The organism is Bradyrhizobium sp. 159, assembly GCF_023073795.1.
Lineage (GTDB): Bacteria > Pseudomonadota > Alphaproteobacteria > Rhizobiales > Xanthobacteraceae > Bradyrhizobium.
Map to the genome: position 1 here is coordinate 19,483 of NZ_JADPKE010000078.1, position 17,263 is coordinate 36,745.

General features: G+C 57.6%; 7 protein-coding genes and 3 pseudogenes. 5 read left to right on the forward strand and 5 right to left on the reverse strand.

The genetic code is table 11. The annotated features are described in order from the left end of the window. Positions 1–788: 788 nt before the first annotated feature. Entirely contained in the window at positions 789–4,919 is a 4,131-nt protein-coding gene (locus tag IVA96_RS21220) for an Ig-like domain-containing protein (protein WP_247419064.1), read from the reverse strand. A gap of 835 nt (positions 4,920–5,754) precedes the next feature. On the opposite strand from IVA96_RS21220, the pseudogene IVA96_RS21225 reads away from it, so the two are divergent. Continuing rightward, a pseudogene (locus IVA96_RS21225) lies at positions 5,755–5,868 on the forward strand (transposase); the annotation flags it as partial. Between the two features lie 122 nt (positions 5,869–5,990). Here the strand turns inward: IVA96_RS21225 and IVA96_RS21230 are convergent. Further along, positions 5,991–7,345 (reverse strand): annotated as a pseudogene (locus IVA96_RS21230) (IS701 family transposase). 192 nt (positions 7,346–7,537) lie between these two features. Further along, positions 7,538–8,785, reverse strand: a complete 1,248-nt coding sequence (locus IVA96_RS21235) for a glycosyltransferase (RefSeq protein WP_247419066.1) — start codon at positions 8,783–8,785, stop codon at positions 7,538–7,540. A gap of 207 nt (positions 8,786–8,992) precedes the next feature. Between IVA96_RS21235 and IVA96_RS21240 the strand changes: the two genes are divergently transcribed. From IVA96_RS21240 to IVA96_RS21255, 4 genes are all read left to right on the forward strand, one after another. After that, entirely contained in the window at positions 8,993–9,949 is a 957-nt protein-coding gene (locus tag IVA96_RS21240; protein ID WP_247419067.1) for a glycosyltransferase family 2 protein, read from the forward strand. Positions 9,950–10,319: 370 nt separating this feature from the next. Next, complete coding sequence (locus IVA96_RS21245) at positions 10,320–11,228, forward strand: FkbM family methyltransferase (protein ID WP_247419069.1); 909 nt, start codon at positions 10,320–10,322, stop codon at positions 11,226–11,228. 171 nt (positions 11,229–11,399) lie between these two features. Next, the gene (locus IVA96_RS21250) at positions 11,400–12,692 is read left to right on the forward strand and encodes a hypothetical protein (protein ID WP_247419071.1); all 1,293 of its coding nucleotides are present in this window, start codon (positions 11,400–11,402) and stop codon (positions 12,690–12,692) included. Between the two features lie 371 nt (positions 12,693–13,063). Then, positions 13,064–14,350 (forward strand): hypothetical protein, encoded by a 1,287-nt coding sequence (locus IVA96_RS21255; RefSeq protein ID WP_247419073.1) that lies wholly within the window; start codon positions 13,064–13,066, stop codon positions 14,348–14,350. Between the two features lie 237 nt (positions 14,351–14,587). Here the strand turns inward: IVA96_RS21255 and istB are convergent. Next, positions 14,588–15,431: pseudogene (gene istB, locus IVA96_RS21260) on the reverse strand (IS21-like element helper ATPase IstB). After that, positions 15,428–16,930 (reverse strand): IS21 family transposase, encoded by a 1,503-nt coding sequence (gene istA / locus IVA96_RS21265; protein ID WP_247419076.1) that lies wholly within the window; start codon positions 16,928–16,930, stop codon positions 15,428–15,430. The pseudogene istB and the gene istA overlap by 4 nt, the downstream one beginning before the upstream one ends. Positions 16,931–17,263: the final 333 nt, after the last annotated feature.

Genomic DNA, 17,263 nt, shown 5'->3' on the forward strand with positions numbered 1-17,263 from the left:
AGAGGGATTACACCCCACCGTTCAAAGTTTGTCATGACTCCCGCCCTTGAAAACGCGCCTTATGTGACGATCCCCAAGAAGATCACCAAGGCAGTCCCGAGTTTGATTTCCCTGTCGTCGAGCTACTGTTACGCGAAGTAGAAGTCAGGTCGATTTTACGCACCGAGCCCTGGCCAACTTGAGCGTGTCGCCTGCCGGTATATCAGCGTGACATGATGGCCATCGCGCCATTTAATCTGCTCTCCCAGCTTCTTCGACACGTGCTCCACTACGAAGTCGTTCGCAGAGTGCGATGTCGTGGCGATCCGTATTCAGTCCCACCACTTTATGGTTAATCAGCTTGGCTTCACGTGCCGGTCGCCAGGGGCTTTTTTGGGACCAGATGGGGGCCGGGCTGAGGTTTTTCTAACCAGCACGCCAACTCACGGCACTGCATTAATCACGCGATTCTCCTTCCATTAAACGTCGCGCTTTTCTCTGATGTCACGCCAGACAGCGAGACTCAACACGCTTGTATTTGCGGCACGGCCTCAGCCCACAGAAATCGTTACTTAAATTCCCGGCGAGCCCATCTGAGCGAGATAGAGGGTACGGCACCGACTCTTACGTCGTATTTGTTTTTATTTATTTGGCACGTGCTCGTGATCTTCTTAACGCGACACCGCGAAGCTGCTCACGCGTAAGTCACAACAGAGGCAGCCAGAATGAAAGAAGGCGGGGGACCATCCCCCCGCCTTCCATGATCTGCAACGCAGATTGGTAGCTACTTCCTGTCGCTGAACTCGTGACTACGCGAAATGGAAGTCGTGGGCCTTCAGCTTGTCGAGCTGGGTGTTCTTCAGCGTGAGCGTATCGCTCCCCGTCGCGATGACGACGTCGTGGCCAGACTGGGCCGCGTGGGAGAGGACGCTCGCAAAACTGTCGAACACGCTCTTGCTGAACTCGATCGTGTCGTGAGCAGGTCCGCGGGCAGCGAAGTCCTTGATGACGTCCTGGCCGAAGTTCGACGCAAACTCGAACGTATCCGCCCCCCGTTTGCCGGCCATGACGTCATTGCCCGTGGTGCTGGTTAGCGTGTCGCGGTGGCCGGAGCCGATGATCGCCTCGCCCGAACTGGTCCCGACCACGTGACCGGTCGTGTCGACCTGCTCCGCGGTAAAGGCGTGGGACTTGCCCGACAGATCGGAGGTGTGGAAGCTCCATTTGCCGTCGGCTCCCGCCGTGACCGAGCCGGCCGACGTCGTGCCGTCAGACAGCTTGATCTCGCTGTTGGGATCGGCAGTGCCCTTGATCGTTGCAGTGTGATCCCAATGCTGACGCACATTGGTGACTTCCACAGTTGAGGTGCCGTTGGCGCCGTGCGAGCCAATCGGGGGATCAATCGGCTGTGACAAGGCGCTGGTGTTGCCAGCAGCGTCGGTGGCTGTCGCAGTGAAGGTGTGGAACCCGTGCTTGAGATTCGGGGTCGTCACGCTCCAGTCGCCGTCGCTTCCGACCGTCGTCGTGCCAAGAAGGGTCGTGCCCTCATAGAGCTTGATCGAGCTCCCCGCCTCCGCCGTTCCCGATACCGTTGCGCGGTTATGCGTGGTCGGATCGCTCAACAGAACCGGTGCATCGGGAGCAGCAGTATCCACCGTGACATCCAGCGCAGTCGATGCCTTGCTAGTGACGCCGGAGACCGTGTCCGTCGCAGTGAGGCTGTGCTTGCCGTCGGTCAGCGCAGCAGTCGAGTAGTGCCACGCTCCACTGGCATCCGCCGTGGCGGTGCCGAGCTGGGTCGCGCCGTCGAACACCTTGACCGCGCTGTTGGCAACTGCCGTTCCCGCAACGGTCAGCGTCTTGTCGTTGGTGATATGATCACCGGCGACACCGCTGTCCGTCGAGAAAGAGGCGATCTTCGGTGCGGCAGGCGCAGTGGTGCCCGTGCCCGAGGTGCCCGTGCCCGACGTGCCGGAGCTGGAGGTATCTGTACCCGAGGTAACGGAACCGGACGTGGAACTGGTGGAGCCTGACGTTCCGGTGCCAATGACCGGATCCACGGCCGTCGACGCTCCGCTGACGTTGCCTGCAACGTCAGTCGCCTTCGCCGTCAGGGCGTGCGAGCCGGACGACAGGGCAGACGTCGTGACGCTCCACGCGCCGCTCGAGTTGGTTGTCGCCGTCCCGACCTGCGTCGTTCCGTCGAACACCTTGATCGCGCTATTCGCTTCAGCAGTCCCCGACATCACGACCTGATTGGCGGCGTTGACGGTGTCGCTCGCGATCGTCGGTGCAGCTGGTGCCTTGGTGTCGACGGTGACAGCCACCGCAGCCGAGGCCACGCTGGTCTGGCCCGACGCGTTGGTCGCGGTCGCGGTCAGCATGTGCTTGGCGTCGGTCAGGACCTGAGTGATGTAGTCCCAGCTGCCCGTTGAGTTCGCAGTGGTCGTACCGATCTTGGTTGAACCATCATAGATCGCGACCGTGCTGTTCGCCGCCGCGGTGCCCTTGAGTTCGAGGGTACTGTCGCTGGTGATGGAATCGCCGGCCACCCCGCTGTCGGTCGAGAAAGATGCGACGACAGGCGCCGCTGGAGCAGTCGAACCAGTTGAGCCTGATGTCGTCCCAGTATTGGTCGCCGTGTTCAGCTTCGCTGCCAGCGTTGCCCCGTCATTCACGTTTCCGGTATATGCCGGCGAGTTCTGGTTGAAATCTGTGACGCCCCAATAACCAGTTCCCATGTGATTGTTCGTGAACGACACGCCCGTAATCGGTCCGCCGCTGAACTGAGCGTCCGAATAGACGGTGTATCCGCCACCGACGAGCAGGTTGTTATCGACGTTGATGTTCGAAATAGGACCGAAGTAGTTGTCGATCATCACGGCGGAGGTTTGGGTGTGATCGTTGATGACCGTGTTGTGACTGATGGTCACGGCTGACTCGCCGCCATCGATCTGGATGCCGTCGTAGTGGGCGTCAGGTCCTGCCTGAAGATCGTGAATGTAATTGTCCTTCAGGATGGTATTGTCTCCCTGAACAACGATGCCGTTGTCCACCTTGGAGATGTCGTTCCGCAAGAATGCTCCCTGCCCGCCAATGCCGTTGTTGCCGTTCGCTGCAACCCCGCTTCCAACGATGTCGCAATCCTTGACGACCGCGCCCGTAACGCCGGCATTGACCTTTACGACGTAAAACTCGCCCGACGTAATACGACAGTTCATCAAGGTGACGTTGTCAGCGTTGATGTAGACGGTCCCACTAATATTCAACCCGCTGATCACCGCACCTGGCGTATTGATGACCATGCCGCCCGAGGGCAGAAGTGTCACGCCGTCGGGAACACCCGTGTTAGTGGCATCCGGCCAAGCAGAAGTCGTCGGAGCGCTCGAACCGCTCCCGCCGACAAAGGGATCTAGCGGCTGCGAAAGTGCGCTAATGTTGCCGGCAGCATCGGTTGCCGTCGCCGTAAGGGCATGGCTACCGCTCGTCAGCGCGGCCGTCGTGACAGTCCACGATCCGCTCGCACCTGCGGTACCGCTGCCAACTAGGTTGCTTCCATCGTAGATTTTGATGGCGGAATTGGCCTCGGCCGTTCCGGTCAAGTTCACCTGGTTGCCGTTAACGATCGAATCGCCTGTTTCAACCGGCGCACTCGGCGCAACGGTGTCGATCTTTACCGCCAGCGCCGCGGACACCGCACTGGTCTGACCCGAGGTGTTCGTCACAGTCGCCGTCAGATTGTGGCTGCCGTCGGACAGCGCTGATGTGGCGTAGCTCCACGTCCCGCCGCTGCTCGCCGTCGCCGTCCCGATCTGGGTTCCGCCATCAAACACCTTCACGGTGCCGTTGGCGGCGGCCGTCCCCGTCAGCGCGAGCGTATTGTCATTGGTGATATGATCGCCGGCCACCCCGCTGTCGTTCGAGAACGACGCGATCGTCGGCGTAGACGGAGCCGACTGGGTGGGCGTGGTCGTGGTACCAGACGGCACAGCTGATTCCGTGTTGTCCGCGTTGATCACCTTACCCGTGACGAGATCGATGTTGCCCGAAACCGAAACGTTCGAGTCTTTCGCGCTTGGATAGAACACTCCGTATTGAACGCCACTGGCATCAATAAAGTTGTCTCGGATCGTCCCCGTGAAGTAGTCTCCAGCATGGCCGGGATCAATCATGTATGAGATCGCGCCTTCACCATTTGATCCGGGAAGCGCTATCACCGTGTTATTCGCAACAGTAGCGTTTGATCCAGTCACTTGGATCATCTGCCCGCCAGCCGGTTGTTTGTGCTGGATCATCGTATTGAACATGATTTCCGAATTAACGGACTGACCACCCAGCATCTGAGTGAAGTTCACGTGATCAGTGGGGCCCTCCCCCGTCGGGTCAATCCCGATATCTTCCTCAAGATTGTATTTGTAAATGAGCGTCGAGTTGCCGGTGATCTCGAAGATGTGCGTGGGAGCATCGTGGAAATAATTGTTTTCAACCGTCGTGGTGCCGGTCCCTTTAACGTTGATGAAACTCCACTGACTCGCGAACGTATTCCCGGTCCCGTCAATTTCGCAGTTGCGGATAGTGAGGTTGTTCGCGGTGTAGTCTACCCCGTCGAAGACGCCGTCCGCGCGGCCATCAATTCCGACGCCGTTGATCTTGTTCGAATAGCAATTCTGAATTGTGACATTATCGCCTTGGACGTACAGCCCCCAACCGCTGAAATCGTAACCGTCGACGGTGACGTCGTTGCCCCAAATGCGGATAAGTCCGTTCGCGGCGTCTACGGTCACGCCAGGCATGTCGATCGAAGAGATCGGCTTGAGCACCGTACCCGGGGTAATGCCGACATGGTAGTCGACGCCAGCGACTTCCCATGACGGACGCACCGCGTAGCCATCGAAGAGATTAGGAAGCTGAGCACCTGTGGAGCCGTCGTTGATTGCCATTTATAGTCTCTCTCCAGATCGATGGGCGCACCAATCAGATCATCTTGCGCGTGCCCACCAGTTGGGTGTGATGAAGGTGGTTTGATGCAACTGTCGTTCGTTGCAGTATTCCCGTTGCTGTATTGCCAAACCCTCGACGGCTTTTTTTGGACCACATCGCGGCTCAGCAAAGGTGATTTTAGCTAGATCCGACGCACTTCACGACGACAACGCGGATAAAAACAAATTAATTAAAGGCCTTTATCGCCGCCCGCTAATTAATGCTCACCACCATCATCGTTGCCAGATCGAGGCGACTAAACCAGCCTGAAAATCAACGCACTCAAACAATGAATACTACACCACGCGCTCGAAAATGCTTTAAAGAGCGGTTTTCAACAACTAAGAGCAGGGCGGAGAGAGCAGAAGTTCATATTCTGCAGCTACCCCGACCCGCACCAAAATATTTTTCCTAAAACGCAGTTATTTTATCTTCGCCTGTGGGCCACCGACCTACCGCACGACGTAATCCAGTTTGAAGTTGTCCTGGCTCAGACGAGCACCAAAGCATGCGGACGAGAGCATCCGCACGGGACATCGGGATCCTAAAAGCGGGACGGGGTAGGTTGAGTCGATTTGGGATTCCCAGATCAGTGTGCTTCTGATTCACCATGCTAGCTGGATTGCAGCCCAGCATGGATGTGCAAGCCCCATTCTCCGGATCTTCGCAAGCGTGTCGTGGCCGCGATCGAGGGCGGGATGTCGCGCAATCGGGCCGCCAAGCAGTTTGGGGGCGCGCTCAGCACGGCCATCGGCTGGATGCAACGGGTCGAGGAGACCGGCAGCGTTGAACCTGGCCGGCGCCAAACTCTTCTTCCTGCCAAAATACTCGCCCGACCTGAACCCGATCGAACAGGTCTTCGCCAAGCTCAAGCACCTGTTCCGCAAAGCTGCCGCGCGAACCGTCGACACGGTCTGCGCCGCAATCGGCCGCGCACTCGATGCCTTCACCTCCGAGCAATGCGCCAACTCAACAATTTTGGCTATCGAGCTTAACACTACTTTGGCAGAATTGGTTTGTGCTGCAGTTTTTCACGGATACGTCTTCTGCAGTAGGGGCATCGCTGCGATGGCTGCCGTAGGATGAGATCGACGATGGCGTGACGTACTGCGGGCATGGTTGGCTGAGGCGGAGGCCCGTTGATTCTTTTTTTTCCGCCCCGGGTGTGCGAGGCGACGGTATTGCAAGAAGGCGTAGGCGATCATGGTCATTAGTGCGTGACGATGAAGACCTTGCCATGATCGCCCTTCGAAGTGATCAAGTCCAAGCTCCTCTTTCAACTGCTGATGCGCCTGCTCGCAGATCCATCGTGCTTTTATGGTGGCGGCCAGTGTGCGCAGATCCGTCGACGCAGGCAGGTTGGCCAGATAGTATTTTTTCTCCCCTGAGGCACGTTGCTCGCCAATGAGCCAGGCTTCGTCGCCCGGGAGATGCTGCTGACCCTTATCCCATATCCGCTGCGGAGGTCCGTCGGCGGTGCGGACACGGACAGCAGCAAATCGGGCTTTCAGTCGACCTTTCGTCCGGCTGCGCCAACTCACGTTTTTCCACCTGGCGCTCGCCAGCATTTGTTCTGCCGCAATCGACAAAATATCTAGTACGTGGTGCTTCCGGGGTTTCCCGCGGACTTTGGTAATCGGCCAAATGAGCTTCACATTGACCGGATACACCTTGAGATGCCGAGGGATGCCGACGGCCCAAGCCAGCCCGCGCTCTGTCAACCCTTGTCGAAACGGTGCGCTGAGCCCGTATCCCGCATCCGCCAGTACACATCCAAAGCGCACGTTAGCTGCCATCGCGCGGTCAATCTCGGCCAAAGCAATTTCCGGCTTGGACCGTGCCGTTCGATGTTCGACCGGCACGCGAGCGCGCTTTAAAGTAGACGAGACAGGTCGCTAGTCCAGCTGTCAGGCAGAAAGAGACGCAAAGCGATCATCACCGGCACTTCACCTCGCGCAAGCGTCAAAGACACCAGCGTTTGGCAATTTGCCGTTTTGCCGAGAGCCGACGCGTATTGAGCCGCAACACCAACCGACCGTTCACCTTTCTTCGGCAGTGAGGTGTCATCAATGACCAGCACCGCATCCTTGCCGCCGACAAGCCCGTCGGCCTGGTTGAGCAACTCAGATTCCAGCGATGACTCGTCCCAGACACCATCGGCGATGAAATGGTGCAGCTGATCGTAGTTGCCGGTTGCGAGGCGTTCTGCCATCGGCTGAACGCTCTTGCGATCGCCAGGACCGATCAATCCCGCAACGTAAAGGGGACACATCCGCTGCCGGGTCTTATGACCCAACCGCTGCAAGAACGGCTTCAGCCAGCCTTCGAGTTCGTCTTCCCATTCCGCCATGGTCAGCCCTCCAAGAGCCGACCACCCATGAATCATTGAAAAATTCGATTCGGGAATCCTAAAAATTCAGAGGAATCCGACAATCTGCCAAACTAGTGTTAATGCCATCACGCTTTTAAAGGAGCATTAGGCCGGTGCTTCGGTCGCCAATTTGTACCCCATATCGGCACCTGAATGTTCTGCTTGAGTGGCTATCTGATCAACCGAAACTGCTTTTATCGGAACTAATCAACAGGCAGGCGCACCTGGACGATTATCAGTGGAGAGTCGCCCGTCCATATCTCCGATCACGTTCGCAAAGAGCGCCGCCAGATGATCAATCTTGCGATCCCATAGGGCGATGTCTGCAACTCGTCGGCGCCCCCCTCGTCCAAGAGCAAGGCGCAATTCCCGATCTTCCACAAGGCGCCTGATGGCGCCTGCAATGTCACGAGCATATTGTTCGGGCGATAGAGGTTGGAGGCAAATGCCGCACGTTTCGTCCGCCGCGCTTCCTGGCCCCCCTCGGTTGCTCACGATGACGGGCAAACCGAATCCCATTGCTTCGAACGCAACGTTGCCGCCCGGCTCGCGATAGCTTGGAAACACGAAGATGTCCGCAGCGCGATAAAACTTGTCTACCTCCTGGCGCGGCAGGCGTCCGTGAAACACCACTCGGCTCGCCACATTGAGGTCCGACGCTAGCGCCTCACACGCCGCTCGGTCGACACCATCGCCCACGACGTCGAGAACAATATCCAGATCACGTAGAAGGCTCATAGCCCGAACTGCATCTCGCGCCCCCTTGGTCCGGATCATCCGTCCGACATAAAGCAGTCGCACTGGCCCGCTCCGGTCAAACCGGTTAATTGGCTCGGGCAAGTTTTCAATGCCCGTCTCGCTCATCACTTCAAAACGACGAAGCCTGTTGTTCGCAAGAATGTCGCTCACGTATGGCGCAATGCCGATAACGCAGGACGCCTCTTCGTAGGTGGCACGCAAGAGCGGATCGCGCCGCAGACGCAGGCGATCCAGATTACGAAGTCCGATGTACCACGGCGCGGTATCGTCACCGTCGAAGGCTTCCGGCGATTCAAGACTGCCGCCCACCGGGCCCACAATATAAGGGATGCCCAAGCCGACGAGCGGCGATGGATAACGCATGGCGACCGGCACCGGCTGATATGCGAGGTCGAAGCGCTCTCCGTTTGCCAACGCGGACCGAATCCACCGGCGTGCTTTGAAATAGAACGGCAGATAACCCGGCTTCAACATGCTATTCAGCCGCTCCGCTCGCCCAACAAGCATCGGTTCGCACCATTCGATGACGCGCAAGCCCGTCAGCTGCTTGGAAACCGGCGTCCTGTCGCGCTTATGATAAGTCAACAGGGTGACTTCGAACCGCTTTGCAAGACGGCTCGTCCACTGGAAGGCGACCCACGCCTCGCCGACGTCCTGATTGTCGCACGTCGGGGCGATCAGCAACAGTTTCGACATTTAGGCGCCCCTGCAAGTGAATGTACAAACAACTTAACTGCCAACATTAGGTTTATATTATATTTCCGAAAGCTGTAAATACAGAGTCCTTGAATTTACTAAGGAAATTGGCATCGCCCGGCTATTTAAAAGTCTTGGCTTTAAATCGATATTTCGATATAATGTGAGCATTAAATGTAATGAGTTCGTCAGACAACGAGATGTTCAATGAGTTCTGGACACCTGGCGGACGTGTCCGTCATCATCGTCAATTGGAATACCTGTGACCTGCTACGGCAGTGCCTGCAGTCAATCCGTAAAGAGACTCACAGTTCAGCCTACGAGCTGATCGTCGTCGACAATGCATCCGCCGACAATTCGAGGGCGATGGTTCGGGCCGAATTCCCCGAAGCCATTCTGATCGAGAACAGGGAAAACCTGGGCTTTGCCGCCGCCAACAACCAGGGCATTGCTGTCTCCAAGGGCCGTTACGTGCTCCTGCTCAACAGCGACACCATCGTGCTCGACCGCGCAATCGATAAGACCATCACCTTCGCCGATAAACATGCCGATACCGCGGTTGTGGGTTGCCGCGTGCTGAATCCCGATCTGACGCTGCAGCCGACCTGTTTTATGTTTCCTTCCATATTGAATTGGTTCCTGTTCTCTTCGTACCTCTATCGCATCTTTCCTAGGAGTCGGTTCTTCGGTCGGGAGCAGATGACATGGTGGCAACGCGATGATGCTCGCGAAGTGGAGGTAGTGACCGGCTGCTACATGCTGGTGCGAAAATCTGCCTTCGATCAGGTCGGAGGTTTGGACGAGCAGTTCTTTATGTATGTCGAAGAGACCGACTGGTGCCTCCGTTTCAGAAACGCGGGCTGGAAGAACCGCTTCACGCCCGACAGCGAGATCATCCATTTTGGAGGGGCAAGCGCAACCAAATGGGGGGCATTTCGCGCAAAAATGACGAACCGCTCGTTTGTACGCTATATGTTCAAGCATTGGTCGAAGGGCCGTGCAATCCTAGGAGTCTGGATGATTGCACTCTTCTACTCGACGCGTTTGATAGGCCTGCTTCCCATTCATCTGCTGCACCCCAGCACCAACAATCAGAAACTCTATGAAAACCACTGGTTGGGCTTGAAAGACATCCTGGCCTACAAGCACCACCGTCTTCCTTGAGTTCGTTCCAATGCACCGGAAAGTAATCAGGTCGAAGCGAATGTCGCTAGGAGTTGCCGCACGGACTCGAGCGGCCCTTAATCAGATTGACGCAGGACGATGGGAAGTCGCCTTCGTGGGCGCGGACTGGCTGCAAATCACCGATCGACCGGTTATCCGTTATGTGTTCAAAAATTGGTCCAGACCGTGGACCATCGTCGAAGCGTACACGATCGCTCCGTTTTCAATTGCCCCCCCTGTTCGGCTTGATTGTAGAGCTGTCTGAGATTCATTGGTCTCGATTAAAGGACAATCTCTCCCACACGCGACAGTATTATGGCTTGGACAATATTCGATCGCGCGACGCGATGCAGGCTGGATAGGTAGACGGATGGCAGCACTGGAAATCGTACGGGCGCAGGCGGCGCTGAGTCGCATTGGTTGGGGAGCTCGCGAAATCGGATTGAAAAGGATCATCGCCGGGCTTGCAAGGCTGGGATTGCTGATCGCTTCAAGACCTTCAAGGGCCGAAATCACAACGACAAACAGTGGGCTCCGGATTGCCTTCAACTGTCGGACCCAGCTTATGCCGCTTCTTATCGTCTTTCAGGAACTGCTCGAACCCGAGCTCGATGCGGTGCAGCGGCTGCTCGGCCCCAGCGCAGTGGCTATCGACGTAGGCGCATCGATCGGCACGTGGACCTTGTGGGCCGCCAAGACCGGCGCGACCGTTTACGCCTGCGAGCCTGATGCACAGAACTTAACAATGCTCATGAAAAACGTGCGCTCAAATGGCCTCGAGGCCAATGTGATTGCTCACAGCTGTGCACTCGGCCCCGGCGAAGGGTGGAGCACGGCAAACGGACAAGCGGGAGGCTATGGCCTCAACTTCAAGCTGGCAGCCTCCGTCGGGCAACCATGCGGCGGGCGCGTCCAATCGCTTGACCATTTTGTGCGTGAAATTGGAGTGACGCGTGTTGACGTCTTGAAGGTTAACACAGCCGGTTGCGAAGCCGATGTGCTAGCCGGCGGCATAGAGCTATTCAGGCAACAGAAGGTGGGCACGGCGATGTTTCTCGATGGTCTTGAGGTTCGGCCGCGTCTGGACGAGTTGAGGCAGTTTTCCTACGAGTTGGGCTTTTACGACGGACATAAGCGGCAGTTCCTTCCAGTAGGGGGGTCGAATCATCTCGATAATCTGCGGCCGGGGCCGGCAAATCGGTATGTTGTGGTAAAGCATGCAAGCGTTTCATTGTGCGCTCCAAACAACGTGCCGTCAGCTGATCACAGAACACTGTGATGAGAGACGCATGCACAGGAACGAATATTGCGCCTAGAATGATCTGGCGCGGCTGGTAGGAGACTTGAGGTGGCGTCCCTCGCAGGCAGGCAGAACGTGTACATCCCCACCCCTGGAGCCTACTCGAGCTCAGATAGAATAGCCGTGTGGCTACTTCTCATGGGAATATTCATGCCGCCAACGATGGCGTTTTCTCTCGCCGAATTCAGGCTGCTTCCCGGACGCGTCTCAATCTTTGTGTTGCTCGGCCCCGCCATATTCATACTGATGCGAAGGTCGCCTCGTATGTTGGGGTCTGATGCTCTGATGATTGCAGTGGGAGCCTGGCTCATTGCGGCGTCCATGTATGTCGAGGGATTCAGCTCGATTTCGTCAGCGGTTATCGAAACGATCGAATTTTGTGGCGCCTACTTGATAGGCCGGGCATTCGTATACGGCCTGTCAGGTCTCATGGAATTTATTCGAGTTTTCAAGCTAGTGACGATAGGATTGATCTTGCTTGCAATGATAGACACGCTGTCCGGACGACATCTTGTGATGGAGATCACCGGAGGCATTTTTGGCGTCCAGCTTTCCAATGCTTTTATGGAGCCAAGGTCCCTGTTCGGATTGACTCTCATCAGAGCTCAATCGACATTTGATCATCCAATTCTTTACGGAACGTTTTGTGCACTTGCTGCCCCCATATTTCTTTATGCAGAATCCGGTCTACGGCGAATATTGTATTACGGGCTTTGCTCGTTCGGATGTCTCTTGGCCGCGTCGTCCGCACCTCTTATGAGTTTGGCCATTGCAACCGTCATATTCGTCTACGACCGGATTCTGCTGCAGTATTCCTGGAGATGGAAATTGTTCTGGTCCGTTGTATCCGGCCTAGTTGGACTTTCCTTTTTGATCGCGAATTATCCGATTTCCTGGATCATCTCACACTTAACTTTCGACCCAGCCAGCGGATATTACCGTATCATGATCTGGGAGCTTGCGTCAGCCCAGATCTCTGCTTCTCCGATCACCGGCTACGGCTTTACTGCATTTAATGACCCTGTATTGGACACAAGTGTTGATTCGGTTTGGCTGGTTGGTGCACTGCGTTTCGGTGTTCCGATGATAGCGCTTCTATTTCTTGCCAACGTTGCCGCATGCGTGCGGGCATTGCCGAAGGGTGCTTTAGACGCTGCCGATCCCTACATGATCAACATGCGAACCGCGTTCTCGGTGGTTGTCATGATGTTCATGTTTAACGGCCTGACCGTTCATTTTTGGAATGGATCGTGGATGTTCTGGGGCCTGTGCCTTGGTATCCGAGGGTCTCTCAACGAGTACTTCGAAGCCGCCGCTGAGCAGGCGCAACGATATGCGCAGTCGTGGGTAGCTCGGAGCGTCGCCTTTTCCGGCGCGCAAGCGGCCGCCGTTTCGGCTGTAGGCGACCTTTCGTCCCCGCTGATCAGTGAGGGTGGCGGTTGAACGTAATCGCGGCAACACCGGCGGCTCGCTCTCGTAGCGGATCGGATTCGGAGTTCGCCAATACCGCGTCGAACTCGAGACGTTGCCGGATATTGCCTAATTCGAGCTGCACCGGTCAAACTTGTTCAATGACAACCGTCAAGAAATCTGTCGTTGCAGCTAGCGTCAACGTCGTTGGCAAGTGCCGCCACGACGTGATCGTTACTCGACCAAATACCCGATATCTCTTTTGCTCGTCACGCTCACTGGACGAGCAACTCTTCCGGAGCCTTTCCAATCTGCACTCGATGCGGGATTGTCCCGCCAGCGTGCGTCAGGTTGGGATCTGGCTCTTAGAAACCAAATGATTAAACGATTTCATTGAGGTCCAGATGATCAAAGGACTGGCAGTTGCGGCTAGGGTTCGGAATTGGTGGCCTGACCTTCTCATAGTCATCGCACCGATCGCCGTAGGCACCTTCATTGACGCAGCTAATCAAACTGGATTCGCTGCTGAATTTGGTACAGTTGTCGCCAGTAAGAGCACTATTGACGAAAAATCGCACGTTGCAGGGGGCGCTCTCAGGGCTGCAGCATGGAGAACGCAGCTTTCCACACAAGCTCCACCGATCAACGTCCCCGTGCCGGCACCGCCGGGAACGTCGATACCGGCGCCGCCAGCCGCGTCCGTTCCTGTCGATGTCGGCTCAACCGCAGCCCCCTCGATAACTCCTCAGCATCCAGACTTGCTAAGCTCCTACATGGTTCGGCCCCCCTGGGCGGTGGCCGGCGTTGACTACCGTGTTGGAGTAGTGCCGGGCACGATCCTTAAGCCCATTACATCGATTCGCATACCTGGGGTGGAGATCGACACCACAAATCGCCTTGTTCGTGTGACTGGACAGAACATCACGATTGACGGCTATGATTTCAGTGGCTGGCGTATCTATGTCCAGGGCAAGAATATCACCATTCAGAATTGCTACTCAAATGATGTGAAGGGCTTTGGCATCGAAGGCCGAAATGATGGAGTATATGATGGAATTGATTACACCTCGCATAATCTAACGATTCGCAACTGCGAGATCGACGGTTCGGCAAACAAGTTCGAAAGCCAATGGAGTTTCATTAACATCAAAGGGACTGGAACGACCACGATAGAGCACAACTGGTTTCATCATGCCCCCACTCACATCTTCGAGTTCACTGGCAGCTCAACGCTAATCTACCGATACAACCTGGAAGAAGAGATCGGGATTGACCCGACAGGCGAAGGACCTACCAATCACGTTAACTTCATTCAAATGCTAGGGGGAGAATCCGTCAATTCGCAAATCGTATTCAATACAATGGCCCAGCATAGACAACCGGCTGGCGGGCAGATGATTCAAGTTACTGGATCGAATGCTCTTGTAGCAGCCAACACACTTTTGACATTTCGCGGTCCGGGCTCAATGCCGACGGCGGGGTCTATTTCGCATTTGATAGATCCCGGCCACGCCGGCGACTTTTTCCAAGGCACAATCCGTGACAACTACATTGATCCACGTGGCGTCCAGTATGGCGTGTTCTATCCTAGCGCAAAGGGCTCGAATGTGACTGTCTGGGGTAATGTCGACATGGTCACAGGCAGTATCATCCAGGCCAACAACACAAGGCGCCGGCGCCTGCCGAATTGACCTACCCGGCGATATTGTTCGCCAACTCTCCGGTGGCATCTGGACACGCCAGGAACGCACCTGATCAGCTGGCCTTAAGACCCAAAATCAGCGGCGCGGTGACGATCCGCAACCGTATATAGCGCGACAATCAGGATGAGAGCGGCGCGTCAATCAAGATGAGACGAGGCGGCCGAGCCAGGAGATAATTGACGCTGGCCGCCGACTTGGCAAGCGTTGATTGACGCTGCGCGACAATCAAGCGGCGCTCCCAGCGTCAATCACCGCCTTCTCGAGTTCGTTTGGAGTAGCGTGAATAGGCGGCCGGCCTGGACCGCGCTTGCGATTGAGGGCACCTTTTCGACGGTAACTTTCGACGTTCATCTCGAGGATCGTGGCGTGGTGGACCAAACGATCGATGGCAGCCAATGTCATTGCTTGGTCCGGGAAGATCCGCCCCCATTCGCCAAATGGCTGATTGGCCGTGATCAGCAGCGAGCGGTCGTTCGTAGCGGCCGGCGATCAACTCGAACAACACACTGGTTTCCGCCTGATCCTTGCTCACATATGTGATGTCGTCGAGGATCAGGAGGTCATAGCGATCGAGTTTGCTGATCGCGGACTCCAGCGCCAGCTCGCGCCGCGCGACCTGCAGCCGTTGCACCAGATCAGTGGTGCGCGCGAAGAGAACGCGCCAACCGTTCTCGACGAGAGCCAGGCCAATCGCCGCGCCGAGATGGGTCTTGCCGCCGCCCGGTGGACCGAACAACAGCAGATTGGCGCCGGCCTTCAACCAGGCGTCGCCGGCGGCGAGCGCTATCGCCTGTGCCTTTGATACCATCGGCACGCTTTCGAAGTCGAAGGTGGCGAGCGTCTTGCCGGCGGGCAGACGCGCTTCTACCATGTGTCGCTCGATGCGACGGCGGGTACGATCGGATGCCTCGTGCTCGGCAAGGGCCGCGAGGAAGCGGGCGGCAGGCCAGCCCTCCTTGTCCGATTGCGCGGCCAGCTTCGGCCAGATCGCCTTGACGCCCGGCAGGCGCAGCTCATTGAGCAGCAGCTCGACGCGGGCAGCATCGACGGAGGTCGCTATGCTGGTCATGCCACTTCTCCCAGGCTGGAGCGGGCCGACACGATGCTGACGGAGGCCAGCTCATCGTAGACGTTGAGCGGCGCCAGTTTGACAGCGACAGTGGGGATCGAGGTCGCCTCCGGCCGGAAGCGGTCGCGCAGCGCGGCAAGATCGGGTAGCCGTCCGGCATCCAGGTCTATCGCGACCGCCTCGGCGAGCTCAGCTTCGCAAGCTCGCTCGTGGGCCAGCGCCAGAAGCTCGACCGTCACCTTGCAGGCACGCCGATCATCACCATGCTCCCGCAAGGTCTCGAACAGGCGCCTGTAGGCAGGCCGCGGGAAGAGCCGGTCGCGATAGACGAGATTGAGGAGCGCCATCGGCTTGCGCCGCAGGGCATGGATGACGTGCCGGTAATCCACGACATGACCGCCCTGGCACTCGGACACAGGTCGACCGCGCTGCAGCGTCACGACCGGCGTGCCACCAAGGAAGCATTCGAGCCGGTCGTCAAAGATGCGCACACGCAGACGATGGCCGATCAATCTTGAAGGCACGGTGTAGAACACGCGTCGCAGGATGAAGCCGCCTGACGACGTCACCGGAATCACTTTCTCCTCGAAGTCGGTCGTGCGGCCTTTTGGCAGCGGCGCCAATGCCTCTTTCTCGAGCGTGATCGGTTTGGCGAGGTTGGCGTTGCGCCGGCCGACAATCTCGTCGACAAAAGCCCGGTACGCATCGAGGCTGGCGAAGTCGCGCGTCCCCCGCAGCAACAGCGCATCTTCCAGTGCCCGCTTGAGATGGCCGTGCGCGCTCTCGATCGAGCCATTCTCATGTGCGATGCCCGCATTGTTGCGCGTTGGCGCCATGCCATAGTGGCCCATCAGTCCGGCGTAGCGCTGCGTCAGATCCTCCCGTGCGTCGGCGGTCAGATTGCGGAACGCTGCGGACAGGCTGTCGCTGCGATGCTCCCGCGGCACGCCGCCAAGCGCCCACAGGGCGTTCTGCAAGCCCTCCGCCAGAGCGACGAAGCTTTCGCCGCCGAGCACGACGTGGGCATGCTCGAAGCCGGAGAACGCCAACCGGAAGTGATAGAGCCGGTGATCGAGCGGCTCACCCGCGATCGTAATGCCGAGCGCACTCACGTCGGTAAAGTCGGACAGACCCAAGCGGCCGGGCTCGTGCTGCTGGCGGAAGATCACGTCCTGTTCGGGGCCGTTGAGCGCCCGCCAGGCGTTGATGCGCCGCTCCAGCGTGCGGCGGATGTTCGGGTTCAGGTCATGATGCCGTCGGCGCAGTTCGTCCAGCACGCCGATCACGCGGATGCCGGGCGCAGCCTTCAGGATCGGAACGATCTCGGCTTCCCAATACCGTGCGAGCGGATCGGACCGGCGTCGGCCCCTCGGCGTCTTCTTCTGCGATGGCGGGCGACAATCGCCCTCGATTCGATACGCGCTTGCCTTCGAGAACCCCGCCTTGGCCGCGGCGGCCTCGGGGGACAGTGTCTGTCGGTACGTCATGTATAGCCTCATCTGGTGGTCGGTGATGTGGAGGCCAGGCAAGGCATCGATTCCCTCTTGTCGAGACCAATCAACAGCTTGCACCAACCGCACCCGACCGCCAGGCGGGTCCAAAAACGCGCGACGCCGATGGGGACGGTCCTCCGGTCGGGCTACGCCCTCCCTTCGGTCCGTCCCCATCGGCGCAGTCTCACCTTGATTGTCGCTGGAGTCTCACCCTGATTGTCAATCGGCGTTCGACTGGGACCCCCTATCGGCATCCAAAAGGGACCCCTTTGATCGGCGTGCTCTGCTGGGAGCGCTCGGGTCGTCGGAGCTGGTCGGGGTTGCGGAGACGGCGCGAGC

Excerpts from the sequence above, each read along its gene's own strand:
- IVA96_RS21235 (WP_247419066.1), bottom strand. The coding sequence starts at position 8,785 with ATGTCGAAACTGTTGCTGATCGCCCCGACGTGCGACAATCAGGACGTC.
- istA (WP_247419076.1), bottom strand. The coding sequence starts at position 16,930 with ATGAGGCTATACATGACGTACCGACAGACACTGTCCCCCGAGGCCGCC.
- IVA96_RS21250 (WP_247419071.1), top strand. The coding sequence starts at position 11,400 with ATGCCGCCAACGATGGCGTTTTCTCTCGCCGAATTCAGGCTGCTTCCC.
- IVA96_RS21245 (WP_247419069.1), top strand. The coding sequence starts at position 10,320 with ATGGCAGCACTGGAAATCGTACGGGCGCAGGCGGCGCTGAGTCGCATT.
- IVA96_RS21220 (WP_247419064.1), bottom strand. The coding sequence starts at position 4,919 with ATGGCAATCAACGACGGCTCCACAGGTGCTCAGCTTCCTAATCTCTTC.
- IVA96_RS21255 (WP_247419073.1), top strand. The coding sequence starts at position 13,064 with ATGATCAAAGGACTGGCAGTTGCGGCTAGGGTTCGGAATTGGTGGCCT.
- IVA96_RS21240 (WP_247419067.1), top strand. The coding sequence starts at position 8,993 with ATGAGTTCTGGACACCTGGCGGACGTGTCCGTCATCATCGTCAATTGG.